General features: G+C 55.5%; 13 protein-coding genes. 1 reads left to right on the forward strand and 12 read right to left on the reverse strand.

Annotated elements, in window-relative coordinates:
- Positions 1-145 precede the first annotated feature (145 nt).
- From ABQY74_RS17900 to ABQY74_RS17955, 12 genes are all read right to left on the reverse strand, one after another.
- Positions 146-901 carry an NAD(P)H-dependent oxidoreductase gene (locus tag ABQY74_RS17900; protein WP_372469955.1) on the reverse strand — a complete coding sequence of 252 codons (756 nt, stop codon included), beginning with the start codon at positions 899-901 and terminating at the stop codon, positions 146-148.
- A 20-nt stretch (positions 902-921) separates the two neighbouring features.
- Positions 922-1611, reverse strand: a complete 690-nt coding sequence (locus ABQY74_RS17905; protein ID WP_219821414.1) for an SDR family NAD(P)-dependent oxidoreductase — start codon at positions 1609-1611, stop codon at positions 922-924.
- Between the two features lie 109 nt (positions 1612-1720).
- The gene (locus tag ABQY74_RS17910; RefSeq protein WP_349792556.1) at positions 1721-2563 is read right to left on the reverse strand and encodes an SDR family oxidoreductase; all 843 of its coding nucleotides are present in this window, start codon (positions 2561-2563) and stop codon (positions 1721-1723) included.
- Between the two features lie 434 nt (positions 2564-2997).
- Positions 2998-3669, reverse strand: coding sequence for a flavodoxin/nitric oxide synthase (locus ABQY74_RS17915; protein ID WP_181098429.1), 672 nt, complete (start codon positions 3667-3669; stop codon positions 2998-3000).
- A gap of 200 nt (positions 3670-3869) precedes the next feature.
- Complete coding sequence (locus ABQY74_RS17920) at positions 3870-4976, reverse strand: NADH:flavin oxidoreductase/NADH oxidase (RefSeq protein ID WP_349792559.1); 1107 nt, start codon at positions 4974-4976, stop codon at positions 3870-3872.
- Between the two features lie 583 nt (positions 4977-5559).
- A complete protein-coding gene (locus ABQY74_RS17925; protein WP_104599904.1) occupies positions 5560-7641 on the reverse strand; it encodes a S46 family peptidase in 2082 nt (693 codons plus the stop codon).
- A gap of 339 nt (positions 7642-7980) precedes the next feature.
- Positions 7981-9264 (reverse strand): efflux RND transporter periplasmic adaptor subunit, encoded by a 1284-nt coding sequence (locus ABQY74_RS17930; protein ID WP_104575018.1) that lies wholly within the window; start codon positions 9262-9264, stop codon positions 7981-7983.
- 1 nt (position 9265) lies between these two features.
- Positions 9266-12466 (reverse strand): efflux RND transporter permease subunit, encoded by a 3201-nt coding sequence (locus ABQY74_RS17935; protein ID WP_349792561.1) that lies wholly within the window; start codon positions 12464-12466, stop codon positions 9266-9268.
- Positions 12467-12832: 366 nt separating this feature from the next.
- Positions 12833-13930 (reverse strand): alpha/beta hydrolase, encoded by a 1098-nt coding sequence (locus ABQY74_RS17940; protein ID WP_104601257.1) that lies wholly within the window; start codon positions 13928-13930, stop codon positions 12833-12835.
- A gap of 103 nt (positions 13931-14033) precedes the next feature.
- Entirely contained in the window at positions 14034-15011 is a 978-nt protein-coding gene (locus tag ABQY74_RS17945) for an aldo/keto reductase (RefSeq protein WP_104599902.1), read from the reverse strand.
- A 42-nt stretch (positions 15012-15053) separates the two neighbouring features.
- Positions 15054-15605: an ester cyclase gene (locus ABQY74_RS17950; RefSeq protein WP_104599901.1), complete on the reverse strand. Its 552-nt coding sequence runs from the start codon at positions 15603-15605 to the stop codon at positions 15054-15056.
- Positions 15606-15771: 166 nt separating this feature from the next.
- Positions 15772-16836, reverse strand: a complete 1065-nt coding sequence (locus ABQY74_RS17955) for a S9 family peptidase (protein ID WP_104599900.1) — start codon at positions 16834-16836, stop codon at positions 15772-15774.
- Between the two features lie 174 nt (positions 16837-17010).
- Between ABQY74_RS17955 and ABQY74_RS17960 the strand changes: the two genes are divergently transcribed.
- Positions 17011-17916, forward strand: a complete 906-nt coding sequence (locus ABQY74_RS17960) for an AraC family transcriptional regulator (protein ID WP_104575028.1) — start codon at positions 17011-17013, stop codon at positions 17914-17916.
- Positions 17917-17991: the final 75 nt, after the last annotated feature.

Below are 17991 nucleotides of genomic sequence, written 5' to 3' on the forward strand. Positions count from 1 at the left end.
AACTGGATGGGATGTAGAGACTGAGCACGCTGGTGTTCAGCAGACCAGGTGCAACTCCGGGCCTATATTCCAATTAAATAGCGCATGAATTCTCTAGGTACGTGCGGCTTCACGCGCGAATGACCCCATGCGCATGCCACATCAGCTAAAGGCTGGCCAGACGTTGCTTGAGACGCTGGATATCGCCTTCGACGTTGGGCTTCTTCACTACATTGAAAGCACCGAAGCACGGTAGGATCTCAAACCCACAGAACTTATAGACGGATGTCGTTGACGAGAAAAGTTCATCAAGCGACCGTCCTGCGTGCAGATGCTGTTCTGGATTGTTGAAAGCTTCCTCGGGTGTGTTCATAGTGAGGGATAGCAAGAATCGCTTTCCATGTAGCTTGCCACCAGAACCGTACTGCTTGGCTGGGTCTTTTTCTGTCCTGCCATCGTCACTGATAAAACTCTGCTGGATCATGCCTGCGGTAAACACCTCATCAATATATCGCTTGTATATCCACGGCGCTCTAAACCAGAAGACTGGCGATTGAGTCACGATCAAGTCTGCCCACAAATGTTTCTGGACCTCAGCATTGATGTCGTAACCACGCTCTATGTGCGTTTCTCGCACTTGGCTGCCCCTGGCTGACATCTCGTCCTTTACGACAGTCGCTAATGTGCGATTGAGGAGTCCATCGCTGATGCCAGGATAGCTCTGATTCGCATGAATGATCAGGACGTTCTTGGCAGTGGTCGCAGTCGCAGCAAAGGCAACAGCCCCATGTATTGCGACCGGGCGGGCAACACCCGGGACTAAGGCCGTTGCAGCTACAAACAAGCCCGCCTTTAGCAAGTCACGACGGCTGTTCTCAACAATTTCCCCGGATCGATCTAGAGGATGCATTGGTGTCCGCATTTGCGTTGCTCCGGAACCTATTAAACTTGGTCGGTCGGCATGATCCACAACTCACTGATAGAGATGTGACGTGGCCGAGTAACCATGTAGGCGACACCGTCGGCGATGTCGGCTGCACGCAGCACTTCGTGGGTCTCGTAAAAGGCTTGGATGCTCTCGCGCATAGATCCGCAGTTATGTGATCCCAGTTCCGTATCAACACCTCCCGGCTCTAACACACCAACGCGGACATGTCGTTTGGTGACTTCCTGACGCAGAGATTCGGTGAAGCCATTCACTCCGAATTTGGTCATGTTATAGACGCCGTAGTTAGCCCATGCGACACGACCTGCGATGGAGGAGATGTTGACAATATCAGCCACTCCGCGAGGGCTATCTTCAGCTGCGGAAAGTAAGTAGGGGAGCGCGGCATGCGTAATGTAAAGCAGGCCCGTCTGATTGACAGCAATCATCCGCTCCCATTCTTGTGGATCGGCACCAACAATGGGTCCAAGCAGCATCAGCCCGGCGTTATTAACAAGTATATCCAGGCGACCGAAATGCTCCACCACCATCCGAACTGCGGCCTCGGCTTGTATGCGATCGGAGATATCTGCCGGCACGGACAGTGCCGCGCCTCCTGCTTGAATAATCTCCTCTGCCAAGTCCTTTAGGCGATCTTGCCCGCGTGCGACCAATGCAACAGAAGCACCTTGAGCAGACAGTGTCAATGCAGTTGCATGTCCTATGCCGCTACTGGCTCCGGTGACCAGAACGACGGATCCACTGAGTCTGAGCGCATGGCTTTTCCTTACTCGCATCTAACGTGTGGAAGACCGATCACGACGCCTCGTGCCCGAGCGAAGACGACAGCTCACGGTGCGCATTGGCCTGCTCAAGCAGTGCGGTCGCCTTTGTCTCGAAGGTCTCCACTGCATCAGCCCCGCCAGCGAAGCGCGTTGGCGGTGTATGCAAACTGGCCAAGCGGACAACCGCAGCGGCAAGCTTGGCCGGGTCGCCTCCTTGCTTGCCATCCATGCTGCTCCATGCCTTGACGGTTTCCCGCGTGCGCTCAGCGTAGTCATCGATCAGCGGTTCGGCATAGGTTGTCGAATCTGCGGTCAACAGCTTTGTACGGAAGAAGCCAGGTTCAACCAGCATTGTCTGGATCCCAAAAGGAGCAATCTCTGGGGCAAGCGACTCCATCCAGCCTTCGAGGCCAAACTTTGCGGCAGCATAGGCGGTGCAGAAAGTGCCACCTGCAATGCCGGCAGTTGAGGAAATGGTGAGCAGCAGGCCTGACCGCTGCTTGCGCAGTACAGGCAATGCGGCACGCGCCACATTCATCGGGCCAAACAACAGCGTCTCGATTTGATCACGCACCTGATCCGGGGATAGCTCTTCAAAGAAGCCAGCGTAGAAGTTTCCCGCGTTGTTGACGACTACGTCGATACGCCCGAACGCCGCGACGGCCGACTGAATTGCGGCGGCCGCATCATCCGTACTTTTGACATCAAGCTTGACGATGCGCAGATCCTGGTGCTTGCCTAGGGCTGCCTCAACTTTCGCGATGTTGCGGCCAGTTGCAATCACTGCATGGCCCGCTGCCAACGCAGATTTCACAAGATCAACACCAAGTCCGCGGCCAGTTCCCGTGATAAACCAAACTTTTTTGTTCGCCATGATCATCTCCTGATAGTGTGCTCATTTTGCGCCCAAGGGCTCCGTCTAAATTGCACATTTCGCGGCACTGATTGCCTGAAACGATGAATCTCGAGCTCAACAATGAACCTTTGGGTTTGATATGCCGTGCTGGCCATTCAGGTTCAGTCATAGACAAAATGCATGGAGGCAATCTGCTCTTGCATACAAACCGATGAGGGGCTACGCGCACCCGATACCGAATGTCATGCCCGACGTTGCTTAGGGGCATCAACAGCATCTTCACCACGTGAAGATGCATATCCATGCCACAGCTAAACATTGGGAGGAATGCAACAACCCACCATCACCCCACCGCTGAAAGCATCTTTCGCGCCCTTTAGGCGGCGCAAAAAAAAGAATTTATAAGTAACTGACGTACAGGCGACGCGGACTCGCGATTGCACACGATCACCTCAATGCTGTTTAAGATGACTCCTATCGGCATTGGTCGTATGAGTGGAGGTATCGAGAGTGCGCAACTGGGCACTCAACTCTTGAAGGAGGTCCTCGCGACTCTTCTGCCAGTAGAAGCGACCACGGCGTAAGAAGATATGGCGGACCAATCTGCCGCCCTGTGACTCGACCGCCTTCGCGAATTCATCAATCTGATCCTGCTCGAACCGGCTATTGCCGGTTGTGATAAGTACAATTGCCTTGTTGCGTAGATCCGTTTGCGCTATGTAGGCCCACATAGGCGTGGCTGGACGAAACATCCATGTGGGCGTGACAAGGATAACCTGATGGGCGCTGTCAAGCTCGACTTCCTGTACGGTGATCTTCGGGATGACCGCGGCATTCGCGTCTTCGATAGCTTTTTGTTGGCCGGACAAGTCCAAGGGGTAATCGGCTTCAATTTTTGCGATCGGCGCATTGAACTGACGAGCCACATAGCGTGCGACCGCCTCGGAATGGCCCGAGCGAGAGTAATAAATCACCGCGACATTAGGGTTAGGAGCAGCACGCGGCGCATACCACATGCTAGCGACATAGGTGCGATCCTGTACCGTCATCCATGTGAAAGCAGCAACTCCAATCGTGACGATGACAGCGATAAGGATTGATGTCGGGCTGGTGATGAATGCCACAGCGATCTCCTGAAGATGATTTGTGTTCAGTGCTTGATCTGTAGTAACCCTAATCCGTGGAATCGAAGCATGATCGATGGTCGGTCGCTTATACCTGCAGCCTGTCATCCGAGGTAGTTGCACGTCTCTTCAACCACTGTGAAAAGCGACCTGATGGCGGGCAACCACACAATGACCACTACACACTTGCCATGGTCACTTCACTTGCTGAACTCCGCTTCCCAGCCCTGCAGCCAATAGGCGTACGGGACGGGTAATACCTCTTGGGGATTAGGCGCGCCAAGCTGCCGCGCCGCCTCATATGGCCAGTGGGGATTGGCTAGCAATGTTCTGGCTAGCATCACTAGATCGAGCCTTCCGTCGCGAACGAAGGCATCTGCATCATGAGGCTGGGTAATCATCCAACTGGTTGCAACCGGCAATCCAGTTGACTGCTTGACCATATCGGCATGCTCAACCATGAAGTTGGGCCCCCATGGCACATCCTCGCCTGGTATGGTGCCAGCTAAGCCCACGTCAACTAAGTCCAGTCCCTCGGCCTGGAGCCATTTCAAGGTCTGAAGCGCGTCTTCGAAGGAGGCCTGCTCGCCCTTCCCAAATTCGCGCATACCAAGGCGCACAGTCAACGGCAGGTTGTGGGGCCAGACCGCTCTCACTGCCGCCACCGTCTCCACGAGGAAACGAGCGCGATTTGTCAGGCTCCCGCCATACGCATCGGTTCTCTCGTTGGTCTTTCTAGATAGAAATGTCTGGCCGAGAAAGCCATGGGCGAAATGCAGTTCCAGCCACTCAAATCCGGCGTGTAGCGCGCGTTTGGCGGCAACAACGAAGTCAGACTGTGCATGGGCAATGTCTTCCATTGTCATAACCTTGGGAACATGTGGCTGCTGAGTCGAATAAGGCAGCGAGCTCGGCGCTTCAGGCGTCCATGCACGCGGGTCATCACTAGGCAGTGGGGTGCCTCCTAGCCACGGCGGCGTGCAGCCAGCCTTACGTCCTGCATGACCGATCTGGATGCCTGCAACCGCACCGGCGTCCTTGATGGCATGCACGACTTTCATGAAGCCATTGATATGACTGTCATCCCACAATCCGGCATCGCCTGGCGTAATACGCCCTTGCGGCGAGATTGCGGTGGCTTCCACAATGACAAGGCCTACACCGCCCCTGGCCAAGCTAGCGTAATGCGCGAAGTGCCAATCGTTGAGGTGTCCGTCAACGGCTGAGTACTGGCACATTGGAGACGCAACAATACGATTGCGCAGAGTCACACCCTTTAGGGTGAAAGGACTAAACAGTGCTGACATGGATGAACACTTCCGACTTCATGTTGCCGAAATTATGTGCAATACACCCATTTTACGGTTGCCCGGAGCAACGGATTACTTGCCTAATCTGATGCCTCCATGTGGGAAAGCGTCAGTACTGGGCCGCGCCATCAATGGTTTTAACGGCCCTTTCCCAAGTCTATTGTTGCAAAGAATCGACGATCACATCCGCACAAGCAATGCATTGACTCAACGACACCTGCGGCAAACTAGAGGCGGAGGTTGCCTCTCTGACAGGTTCTTGATCTCGTACCGCGTACAGAAATTCAGCATTTCCACTCCAGGGATACTGCTCGACCAGTCGTTCCAGGCAAGGCGCCCCGGTAGACGACGTTTTTTGGAAACTCATCGAGTTGTTACTCACGGGAGTGGCCGCACCGCCTAAAGCCCGGGCCTTGAGGAGATCTGAGCAGATCGGCCTGCGAAAAATTGCGTTAGCAAATTTCTCAGACGAAAGCATTTTCCGGGTATGTAAAAAAAAATCACCCTGTCAGGGCAACTCCTATTGATAAAATAAAATCTTTGCTATGGGGCACTGACGAATCGGTCGTATGCGGACGATTTATAGATGGCCGTTGACTAGCTCATCGGCAAGGGCGGGCAAGCGATAGACCTTACGCGCAGTTTCAACCAACGCCGCCGCGTCGACAGCAACAGCGCGGTTATTCGTGCCATCGTAGAAAAAATTCCCACCCAGCGAATGGATATTGCCGTCAAAAATCAATCCTACTGCACGGCCTTCGCGGTCGATCACTGGGCTGCCGGAGTTGCCGCCGATGATGTCGTTGTCGGTCACAAAGTTCATCGGCATGGTCAAATTCAAAGCACCCTTTGCTTTGATCCAGCTATCAGGCAACTTGTATGGATGGGCATCAGTGGCGCGAGCATAAAGGCCGGCGATGTAAGTGAATGGCTCCACATCGTGATCGACTTCGCGCCACCCCACGACCTTTCCGTAGGTCAAGCGCGGCGTGAAGGTAGCATCTGGATATCGCGAAGTGCCGTCCCGCGCAAACCTCGCCTGGGCAATTGCTTCACCAGCCTGCGCTGTTGGAGCTTCGACTTCCTCTTCGTATTGCTTGCGAATCTCGGCTGCTACTGGCTCTATTCCTCGGGCAAAGACGATCATTGGATCATCCGAAGCGGCGATGGCTTTGGCGCCGCCTTCCCATAGCTGCTTGCGCAGAGCTGGATCGGCCAGCTTGGTACCTTCGACTAGCGACTTAGCTAACTGCACGGGAGACTGTTTGCCTAACGTCTGGATGACGAAGGAATCATCGGTGCCCAATGCCTGGCGCATTTTCTCCATTGACCATGCCATGAGTGTTTGCTCGTATTGCGGATAGACCGGTACATCTGCTGTGACAGATTGCTCAATGGCTGGCAGGTTTGCTTCTCGATAAGGCGGCAAGCGCTCGGCATCGGGCTTGGCACGTTGCTCCGCGGCACGCACCAGCTTCATCGCATTTTTATAGAGTTGTGCACCAACGCCGATTCCACGATCATAAACGATCATGTTGTAGCGCTCCTGTAACACCTTATCGCGTTCTTGTGCCTTAGAAAGCATTGCCCAAGGATCACCAAACTCAGCTTTGCGCTCCTCGTCTGAAGCAATCCATTCACGCAGTGCGTCGTCCTCAGTCTTTTTTCGATTGACCAATCTTTGATTGTTAAGTGCTTCTAGCCATCCTTTGTATATCTTCAATGAGTTATCTAGCCCGTACATCTGGTCCTGTGTCTCTTTGGCTTGCTGCTCGCCGCCGCGACTGTACTGCCACAACACACCACGTAGTTCGGAAAGAAATGTAATATTTGGAATTAGACGATTTTCACGCATGTTAGAAAGTTGTAACCAGGGCATTTCGCGCTCAGTAGAACCCGGATTGCCAACCACAAAAGTCATTTCACCCGCCTTCGGGCTGTCAGTGCGGAATCTGAGGAAGTCCGGAGTTCTTGCTGGCTTTCCATCTACATAGGCACGGACGAACGTGACGTCGAGGTCGTAACGCGGGAAGTTGAAGTTGTCGGGATCTCCCCCAAAGAATGCAATGCTCTGCTCGGGGGCGAATACAAGGCGCACATCTTGGTAGCGGCGATACTTGTACATCGCATACCGGCCTCCGTGATAGAGCGAGACCATGTCGCAACGCCAAGCCTTGGGATCTCCTGAGACACAGATCTGCTCCAGCTGACTGCCTATGGCGCGTTCGGCCTTTATTCGCTCGCTACCCTGCTTACCCTCGGTCACCGAGTTGACCTTGGCGGTCACGTCGGTAATGGTGTCTAGCTGGTTGAGCTCTACATCAGGGCACTTGGGTTCCTGTTCTTGGCGCGAGGCGCCAAAGCCGTTGGCCATGTAGTTGACACCTTGCTTGGACAACTGCGACAGACAGGCATTAGCGCAGTGGTGATTGGTCATTACCAGACCATTGCCAGAAACAAATGAACCTGAGCAGCCCTCAGCTAAACGTACTGTCGCACGCTGCACACGGTGTACCCATTGTTGATCTGGGGAAAATCCGTAGCTCTGCTGCATCTGCTCGAGCGGCAAGCGGTCTAGAGGCCACATACCTTCCTCCGCAAAAGCGGCGCCGAATGTGCCTGTGGTCAGATGCAACAGCACCGCCAATATCAGTTGTTTCATCTGTCTGAATCCTCGGAAAGCGTTTAATGGTGATCTGCTGTACGCCGTGCGTGGCTCGCGATCTGGCTTTAAGGCGTTGATGCGCGTTTCCCCCGCAAACGGGCAACAAATGGGCCTCTCTAGCAATTGTTACAAAGTAACACTTAAGCCTTACACAACGGCCCTGCATCAGAAGTGGGCCTCTTCGGTCAGGCTAGCCGTGTTACGCGACAGCAAGTACGCCAATTAAATAAACAGTAGTGAAGAAGATCTATATTTCTGCTCATTCAGGCCATCCTCCTCGGCCTCGAATGGCATGCTGATGCAACATCGACGGCAATGGACGAATTACTGCTACCGTTATCGGCGGCGACTAACACCGGATGTCGATGTCGGCATGATGTCAGGCCTGACGGGATTGTCTTGTTCCACATACTGCAGCGGCCTTTTCCAGGTCCCCGCTGCGCTGACAGTGCCGGATGATGATTCGGGTGCAGCAGCGTCACTGTCCTTGTTCTCGACAGCACGCACGCGATCGCCGTTGCTGATGCCATCGGGTGGGCTGTCGATCACGCGCATGGTTGTGGTCAACTCGCCTTCCAGCGCGACCATGCGGCCGTAATCACGGCTGATCGATACCGACAGCAGGCGCACCTGGCTGTTCTCGCTCAGCGTCGCCACCTGTACGCCATCCTTGCCCAGGATCAGCGCGCTTGGTGGCAAGCCCAGGCCGAATACTCGCTGCGCAGGCGCGAAGCGCACCGTGGCATAGCTGCCAGGCAACAATTCGCCGTTGGGGTTGTCCACGATCAACTGCACCCGCATCGCGCCGGAGGCGCTATCGATGGCCTGCGCCAACGACAGCACCGTGGCCTCGTAGGTCTTGCCAGGATGCTCGGGCACGCTCAGCTGCGCTTTTGCACCGGTTTGTATCGCCGAAATCTGCCGCTGCGGCACGTTGACATAGACACGCAGTCGGTGGACATCGGACACCACGAACAATTCGCTACCGGCACTCATGCCGTCGTTGATCAACGCACCGATGTCGGTATTGCGCGCAGTGACGATGCCATCGAACGGTGCCACCAGCCGGCGGAAGCCTTGCAGGGTCTGCAGGCGCTGTACGTTGGCCTGCAAGGCCTCGACCTGCGACTGTTGCGCCTGCGCTGCTGCGATACGTTCTTCTGCATCCTGCCGCGCCACGGCCCTGCTCTCCAACAACAACTTCCAGCGATTTGCTGTGGCCTCGGCCTGATTGGCCTGGCTGCGCAAACTTCCAACCTCCGATCTGGCTTGTGCGAGTTGTTGATCGAGATCCGGCGTTTCGATTTCGGCCAGGGTTTGCCCGGCTTTGACCGCTTGCCCGATATCCACGCTCCAGCTTTTGAGATAGCCACTTGCACGTGCATAGATGGGCGCACGCGACCAGGCTTCGATGCGTCCAGGCAGGTCGACCGATGCAGCGTCCACCGGAGTCGGAGAGATCAGCTTGACGACCGGGTCGCTGCGTTCCTGCGCACGCTCGCGCAGCGCTTGGGCATGCGTCCAGCGCGAAGAAAGCCCGAAGATCACGATGGTGAGCGCGATGCACAGCACAACGATCAGTAGAAGGTGTCGACGTAACGCAGAAGGTTCGGGGGTCATGTCACGAGAGTCCTGAAGCGGGAAGCGGCTGTAGCGCAGTCGTGCGCGGCGCCGAGCGGCCATGCGCCAGGCTGAAAAGCACCGGCACACAGACCAGGGTGGCAAAGGTTGCGAAGAGCAGGCCGCCGATCACCGCGCGGCCCAATGGCGCGTTCTGCTCGCCGCCCTCGCCCACGCCCAGTGCCATCGGCAACATGCCGATGATCATCGCCAATGCGGTCATCAGTACCGGGCGAAAACGTACGAAGCCGGCTTCCAACGCCGCTGCGGTGGCATCGCCGAGCACCTCCAGGCGCTCCCGCGCAAAGCTCACCACCAATACGCTGTTGGCGGTGGCAACGCCCATGCACATGATGGCGCCGGTCAGTGCCGGCACCGACAGTGTCGTATTGGTCGCAAACAACATCCACACGATACCGGCCAGTGCCGCCGACAATGCGGAAACGATCACTGCCGGATCCAGCCATGACTGGAAGTTCACCACGATCAGGAAGTAGATCAGCACGATTGCGCCGAGCAGGCCGAAGAGCAGTCCGGAGAACGCCTTGTTCATGGTGTCGACCTGCCCCATCAGCTGCACGCTGGAACCCTTCGGCACCTGCTGCGCCGTCTCTTCCAATACACGGCGGATATCGGCAGCGATCGAGGCCAGATCGCGGCCTTCGATCGCGGTATGGATCTGCACCATCGGTTGAATATTGTATTGGCTGACCAGCGCATTTCCTGCGCTACGGGTCAGACTGGCAACGCCTCCCAGCGTGGTCTGGGCAATGCTAATTCCATCGCCCAACGGCAGATTGTTGAGCGCGGCCAGCGAGTCCAGTGCGTATTCGGGCGTCTGCATGACGATGGGATAGCTGACGCCGTTGGCGGGGTTGAGCCAATAGGTCGGCGACACCTGACTGCTACCGGCCAGATTGACCACCATGCTGTTGGTGACGTCGCGTGTGGTCACGCCCACTTGCTGTGCCTGGGTACGATCCAGGCTCACATCGAATTGCGGCGCCTTGTTGGATTGTTGGATGCGCGCATCGGCCACACCGGGAATCGCGCGGATGCGCTTGAGCAGCTGTTGCGCATAGACGAAGTTGCTACGAAGGTCTGCGCCGCGCACCTGCACGTCGATTGGCGCCGGTGCACCGAAGTTGAGAATCTGGCTGACGATGTCGGCAGGCGGAAACGAAAAGGTGGTATCCGGGAAAGCCGTCGGCAGCCGCTCGCGCAGCGCACGGATGTACTCGGCAGTGGGACGATGGCCCTGGCGCAATGCGATCTGGAAGTCGCCATCCTGCGATCCCATCACACCGGTATTGTTGTAGGTGACATTGGTGGGGCTGGCCGGTAGGCCGATGTTGTCCACCAGCGTTTCGATCTCCGCGTCAGGGATGACCTGGCGAATGGTCTTTTCGATCTGCGCAAACCGCGCTGCGGTTTCTTCCACACGCGTGCCGACCGGCACCCGCACATGCATCAACACCTGCCCCGAATCGACCGACGGAAAGAAGTTGGAGCCCAGAAACGGCACCAGACCGAAAGACAGCGCCACAGCCGTAAAGAAGCCGATGAGGAAGATCTTTCGGCTGTGCAGTGCACGCTGCAGCATGCCGTTGTAGCCGGACCGCAGGCGTTCGAATTTCAGCTCGAAGCGTCGCTTAAAGCGCACCAATACATTTTCTGAAGGCAAGAGTTCGGTGTTGTGGCCTTCCCCTTCGGCATGGCTGACATGGGGCTTGAGCAGGTACTTGGCCATCGTCGGCACCAGGGTGCGCGAAAGCACGAACGAGCACACCATGGCGAAGATCACGGATTCGGCCATCGGCACGAACAGAAAGCGCGAGACGCCTTCCAGAAAGAACATCGGCACGAACGTGATGCAGATGCACAGCAGCGAGACAAACGCCGGGGCCGCGATCTGCTGCGCGCCATCCAGGATTGCGGTCTCCACGTCCTTGCCTTGTTCCAAATGCCAGTTGACGTTTTCGATGGTCACCGTGGCGTCGTCGACCAGGATGCCGATCGCCAGCGCCAGGCCGCCGAGCGTCATCAGGTTCAACGTTTCGTCGAACAACGACAACGCCATGATTGAGCCGAGAATCGACAGCGGAATGGAGATTGCGATGATGACCGTGGAGCGCCAGCTGCCCAGAAACAGAAGGATCATGATGCTAGTCAGCACGGCGGCGATCACGCCCTCGATCGCCACACCCTTGACGGCGGCACGCACGAACACTGATTGATCGTTGATCGGTGAGATCCGCAAGGTGGCTGGCAGCAAGCCGCGCATCGCCTCGACCTTGGAGCGGATTCCATCGACGATCGCAAGCGTCGACGTCGAGCCATTCTTCAACACCGTCATCAATACCGAACGTCCGCCATCCACGTGCACGATGTTGCGTTGAGGCGCGCTGCCATCGCGGATATCGGCGACATCGCGCAGGTATACCATCGCGCCGTTGACCACTCGCACCGGTAGACGGCCGATGTCGTCCAGCGCCGATGGCGCATTGTTCAACTTCAGCGTGTATTCCAGGCTACCGATCTTCTGCGTGCCAATCGGTGTCAGCACGTTGTGCACCGCCAAGGCGGTGGAGATGTCCTGTGCAGACATGCCACGCGCTTGCAGCGCTTCCGGCTTGACGTCGATCTGCACCTGGCGTTGCCTGCCACCGAACGGCAACGGCATCACGGCGCCCGGCACGGTGACCAGCTGCGTGCGCATGGTGTTCATGCCGACGTCGTACAGCTCTTGCTCGGTCATGCCTTCGCCGGACAGCGCAAGTTGCACGATCGGCACCGTGGCTGCGTTGTAGTTCAGGATCAGCGGTGGGTTGACTCCCGGTGGCATCTGATTGAGCAGCGTCTGCGACACCGCAGTCACCTGCGCATTAGCGGTGGCCACGTCCACACCCGGCTGGAAAAAGATCTTGACGACGCTGATGCCGGGATAGGTATTGGCTTCGATATGTTCTACATCATTGACGGTAGAACTCAGCGCACGCTGGAACGGCGTGGAAATGCGTCCGGTCATTTCATCCGGCTGCAAGCCGGTGTATTGCCACGCCACCGCAATCACCGGAATGCGGATCTGCGGAAAGATATCAGTCGGCATCCGCAGTGCAGTGAGCACGCCGCCGATCAGGATCAGCAACGCCAATACCACAAACGTATAGGGTCGACGCAGGGCAGTATGGACAACCTGCATCAGCATAGAAAAGCTCCGTCAATCGGTGAGTGCAGCGTTACGCAGCAGATGCGATGGATCACTATCGAACTGCCCGCTTCAGGCTCGTGGAAATCCATCGGACTGCTGCGCAGGATCAACTGACACTTTTGCAAGCAGTCCGGGGTGCGAGAGGCCGGAGTGTAATCCGTTAAAAACGACCAATTACCAGGTTCTCGGCGCATACCGGCACGAGTTTCACTCATGAATCGGATGCTCGTTTGCTTGGTGCAGCGCATACGCGAAGACTTGTTGTCCCCCATCAATGCATGGCGTATTTGGCTTGCTAGATTTAAGGAGACCTTCGGCCGAAATAGCGGCCGAACGCTCTCTCCTATCACTCCGCTTTCAAACCAGATGGCTATCGAAGAAGCTGCTCAACTTATGCACTGCGGGTACGACGTACTGACGTTTGTCGTACATGTCGATATGAGTGGCGCCGGCAACCAGAAATAGTTCCTTCGGTTCAATGGCCTTGCTATAAGCATCCTGACTAAAGTAAAGACTATCGGCCTTGTCACCAGCTATCATCAAGATAGGACGTGGAGAGATGGTCTCCAGCGCCTCAAACGCGTAGAACGCCATCTGCGCAGGCAACGTTGAAAAGACTGCGCGACAAACCGCATTCGGATGCCGGCCTCGTGAGGTCCTGTAGTACTCGAAACCTTCTCGGTACATGACTGGTGTGCTGCTGGTGAAATCCTTTGCGGATTCTGGGACAGTCGCGGTTAGACGGACGGGCCCTCCCTGTGCTTCAAGGCTGCGTTGCAGACTGGCCTCTTTGAGTAACTTGATACGTTCGGCAGATTGACGTGATCCACCGAGCCCACTACGCCTGAGTCCGCCGATGTCGGCGGCACTAACTGTGGCCACTGCCTTGATGCGCAACTCCGTCTGCGCAGCATTGAGTGCGTAGCCGCCGCCGCCGCAAATTCCTAACAACCCGATCCTGTCGGGGTTGACGTTGGCGTGAGCGCTAAGAAAGTCGATCGAGCTGCTAACGTCATCCACGCGCGCTGCTGGCAGCTCCATCAGACGCGGCTCGCCACCGCTATCTCCCTGATAAGTCGCGTCAAAGGCAAGTGTGATGTAGCCCTTTCTTGCCAAGTGCAGCGCATACAACCCTGCGGTCTGTTCTTTCACGCCACCAATCGGATGCACGATGACAACGGCAGGGTACTTATTTGCCCCATCAAATCCTGGTGGTTTGAAGAGATTGGCAGCAATCTCTGTCTTTGTATTTCTATTGGCATATGTGACCCGCTCTACTGCAAGATCGGAAGCGTCCGCACTGCCAACCACCACCAGCTCGGGCCGTCGGGAAGATTGCGCATTGGCATTCTTGTGGGCGAGTAGCCCGCTGGACACCAGGGCAGCTGTGGAAATGGTCACCGCAGAGCTCCCCAGGAACTTACGCCTGTTTACATCGATATTGTGACCTTTCATCTTGCGACTCCACATTAGACAGAGTGGCGTCCATGGGACGCCACCCTTCTTTGGAAGGAATCCGTAAGCTCCTGATGCATCGAGCCTACGGTCTTACTCGTGCTCAACGATCGATCGCAGCCATGACGTTTTTCTCGTGTCGCTCGCCTTCCGCAGGTGTCAGGTTGTCAAGTCTTGAGAGCTGTTGCGCGCTTAGCTCTATGCTGTCGGCAACCGAGTTCTCCTCCATACGTGCAACCCTCTTGGTACCAGGAATCGGCGCGATGTCGTCACCCTGCGCCAGCAACCATGCAAGAGCAATCTGTGCCGGGGTTGCGCCCACTTCGTCGGCAATAGACTTCACTTCGTCAACGATACGCAGGTTGCGCTCGAAGTTCGCACCTGTAAATCGCGGATTTGTTTTGCGCCAGTCATCATCGGAAAGATCAGCAGGCGAGCGAATTTCCCCAGTCAGGAATCCGTGACCAAGCGGCGAGTACGGAACAAATCCGATACCCAGCTCACGAAGCAGCGGCAGTAGTTCTGCCTCTGGATCGCGCGTCCATAGCGAGTATTCGGTCTGCAACGCACTAATCGGATGAACAGCATGAGCGCGACGAATCGTGGCAGGACTTGCCTCGGAAAGGCCAATATGGCGGATCTTTCCTTGCATTACCAGATCCTTCAAGGTATCTACGACATGCTCAATCGGCGTATTAGGATCAACACGATGCTGGTAGTAGAGATCGATGTAATCAGTGCCCAAACGCCTGAGTGACCCCTCAACGGCAGTTTTGATGTTGGTCGGGCTGCTATCAAGCGTTCTTGGTCCAACATTTGCATGCGACAGCAATCCGAACTTGGTTGCCAACACGACGTGATCCCGCTTGCCTTTAAGCGCCTTTCCTACCAGTTCTTCGTTGACAAAAGGGCCGTAGATTTCAGCGGTATCGATATGGGTTATGCCAAGCTCGATGGCACGGTGAATGGTACGTATCGACTCGTCCTCGCTGCCCTGCCCGATATTGTAGTATCCAGACATCGACATCGCGCCGAGACCGATACGAGAGACTTCAAGATTACCGATTGATACTTTTTTCATTTCGTTTCCTTTGTTGATCCGCGATAGCGCAGATCAAGCAGTTCATTTTCTTGGGATTGCGCCGATCTGCTGGAGTACCGCAAACAAATCCAGCTGAGCCCGTTCTTCGACGATTTTTCCTTTCTTTAGGCGATAGAACGCCATGCTTTGCGCAGTCACCGGACGACCGGTTGCCGCAACACCTGCAAATGTTCCGCGATGAGTTCCTGTCATCGTGTAGCGAATAGCGACCGTGTCGCCGTCTGCGACCATCTGGTTCACCGTCCAAACCAAGTCAGGAAATGCTTCTTTGTTTGAGGCCACCAGACCGAGATAGGTCTTAAGCCCCTGCTGCTTTTGACCTGCGAAGTAAATGGTCACATCAGGACTGAGAAATTGCTCGGCTAGCTTGACATCGCCAGTTGGCAGGAACTCGTTGGTAAAACGTTGCATGATCCGCTTGTTTGACTCTGCTACCGACAACGTATGGCCGCTCTGCGAATCATGCACGGATGACGGTGATTGCACGGCAGCGGTGGACTCGCGCGAACATCCTGCCATCAGGATGGCAAGGGTCAGAATGAGCAGCGTAGGGCCGACTATTTTTTTGGTCACGGCGGATCTCTCTATGGTTATATACAGGCACCTGAATTGACTATCAAATCAATAGCAGCCAACTAATGCATGCGTCACGTTAAGTAATTATCGGAATTTCAGCAATCGATAGGAATCACAAACTGAAATTTCCAGTTTTACGACATGCATTTCTGGCTATTGCACATTAAATATGACGCGCAAACCAATCCAGCATGATCTCGGGATTATTCCCGAAATAGTTGTAGCCCTGGAAGCGCTGATCGGTTCCCTCTATCCAGAAAAGCTTTTTGTCTAGTGAGGAGAGCGTGTCGTAGATTTCTTGGACATTGGACGGCTTGGTTAGGAAATCGTCTCGCACTTGCGCGACAAGGGTTGGGATCGTTACTGCCTTTGCGTATTCCATCGGCCAGACGTCTGCAAGATGGAAGCCGGTACGCCGATGGAAGGCTGCGTCGAACAGCTGCAAACCATTGAGGATTTTGTGTGTCTCGACCGCTTTTTCGACGAAAACAGCAGGTGTTACAGGCTGCAATGCGATCATCGCCTTGACATGCCTGAACTCCTCCGGATGCTTCTTCATGCCAACAATCGTCGCATTCGCACCAAGGCAGCGGCTATACAGTGCTATGCGCATACTCTTTGTGCCAGAACGCGACTTGGCGTAGCGCAGAGATCCGACTACATCCCTGTACTCAAGAACTCCATGACCGTTGACACCGCCGCTACCCATGCCGCTCCGGCCATGATTCCGGATGTCGTAGGCAATGATGTTATAGCCTGCTTCATGTAAGACCTTGTACTCAGGGAGGAAATTGACTTCGAAGCCTCCGAAGTTCTTCCACGGATCAAGATGACCTGGATAACCATAGCGATTGCATGGCATGGGGTGGTTGCAGATGATCAAGCGGTCGGACTTGGCTGGAATAAACCAGCCTTCCACGGTGACACCATCCATCGCAGGGAAGAATATCTCTTCGAACTCCATACCGTACTCATTTGGCCAACGCAGTATGGGCGTCCGCGTCGAATGCGCCATAAGATCGGCGAGTCCATCGATGAACTCTTGTGATCTGGCTGCTGCAGCGCTTGCATCGGGGGGGCTGTTCGGGCCCTGAGATGCAGCGGCCGATGCAGATAGTCCTGCTGCCACTGGCAATGCTGCCAGGCTTACTCCCATCTTCAGAAGGCGGCGGCGCCCCGCCAGACTGGTGTCCTGACCATGCTCAAGAACATCGCTTTGGTGGTCCATATCGGTCTGCTCAGTTGGAAGGACGGCTGCAAGACGCTAGTGTCCTGATCCAAGTGCTCCACTGTTTGCTCGTTCCACCCGAATGTTTGCCTAAAATGATGACCGCGCGCACCTAGAACGCATAGGGCACCGGCGCCACGCTAGACTGTCGGCGGGAAATCGCCAGGATCTTCTATGAATAGCAAGCCTCTTACGACATCACCCACTCTCGCCGCACTAGCTGAAACGATTTCCGGAATTGCCCATACCGATGGCGATCATTCGACAGCGACCCCTGGGCTAACAGTTCATCGACGAAATGCACCAACCAAGCCCTTGCACTGCATCTACACCCTCGCAATCGGTGTGGTCGTACAGGGTGCCAAGCAGGTCATGCAAGGCGAGGAGGTCATGACTTACTCCCCGGGGCAATCGATGCTTACAACAATCGACCTGCCGGTAATTTCCCACGTCACTCACGCGAGCATCCATTCCCCTTTCTTGGGCCTGATGCTGACACTCGATAGTCGCCTGATAGGCGAACTGGCTTCTGAGATGGAACTGCCAGTGCGCATGAAGGAAGAAGCGTTCCGCACGATCTCCATTGAAACTCTGGATGACCCCTTGGTCGACGCACTCAATCGGTTGCTCCGCTTACAAAAAGAACCAATGCTGCTGCCGCTGCTAGCGCCTCTCATTCAGAGGGAAATCACTGCACGCTTGATGGCCGGGCCGCATGCTCCGCACTTGCATCACCTCGCAACAACCGGCTCACCAAGTCAGCATATCGCCAAAGCAGTTGCCTGGCTCAAGCAAAATTTTACAAGAACGCTGCAAATGGACGACTTAGCAGCACGTGCGCACATGAGTGCCTCGACGTTCCGCTTGCACTTCCGAGCGATCACGGGAACCAGTCCACTGCAGTATCAAAAGCAGCTACGTCTTCAAGAGGCTCGCCAGTTGATGCTTAATCAGAACGTCGATGCAAGCAACGCGGCCAGCCTAGTGGGCTATGAGAGCGCTTCTCAATTTAGCCGGGAATACAGCAGGCTATTCGGGGCCCCGCCTCAGCAAGATGCAAAGCGCCTGCGCCTTAGCTAGAACGATGAGCAAGTTCTCATGAGCTTACGTCAAGATTTCATTTCAAATCAAATTAGGCAATAAATTCACCTGATT

Origin of the sequence: Xanthomonas sp. WHRI 7064 (genome assembly GCF_040202355.2) — a bacterium.
In the GTDB taxonomy this organism is placed as follows: Bacteria; Pseudomonadota; Gammaproteobacteria; order Xanthomonadales; family Xanthomonadaceae; genus Xanthomonas; species Xanthomonas arboricola.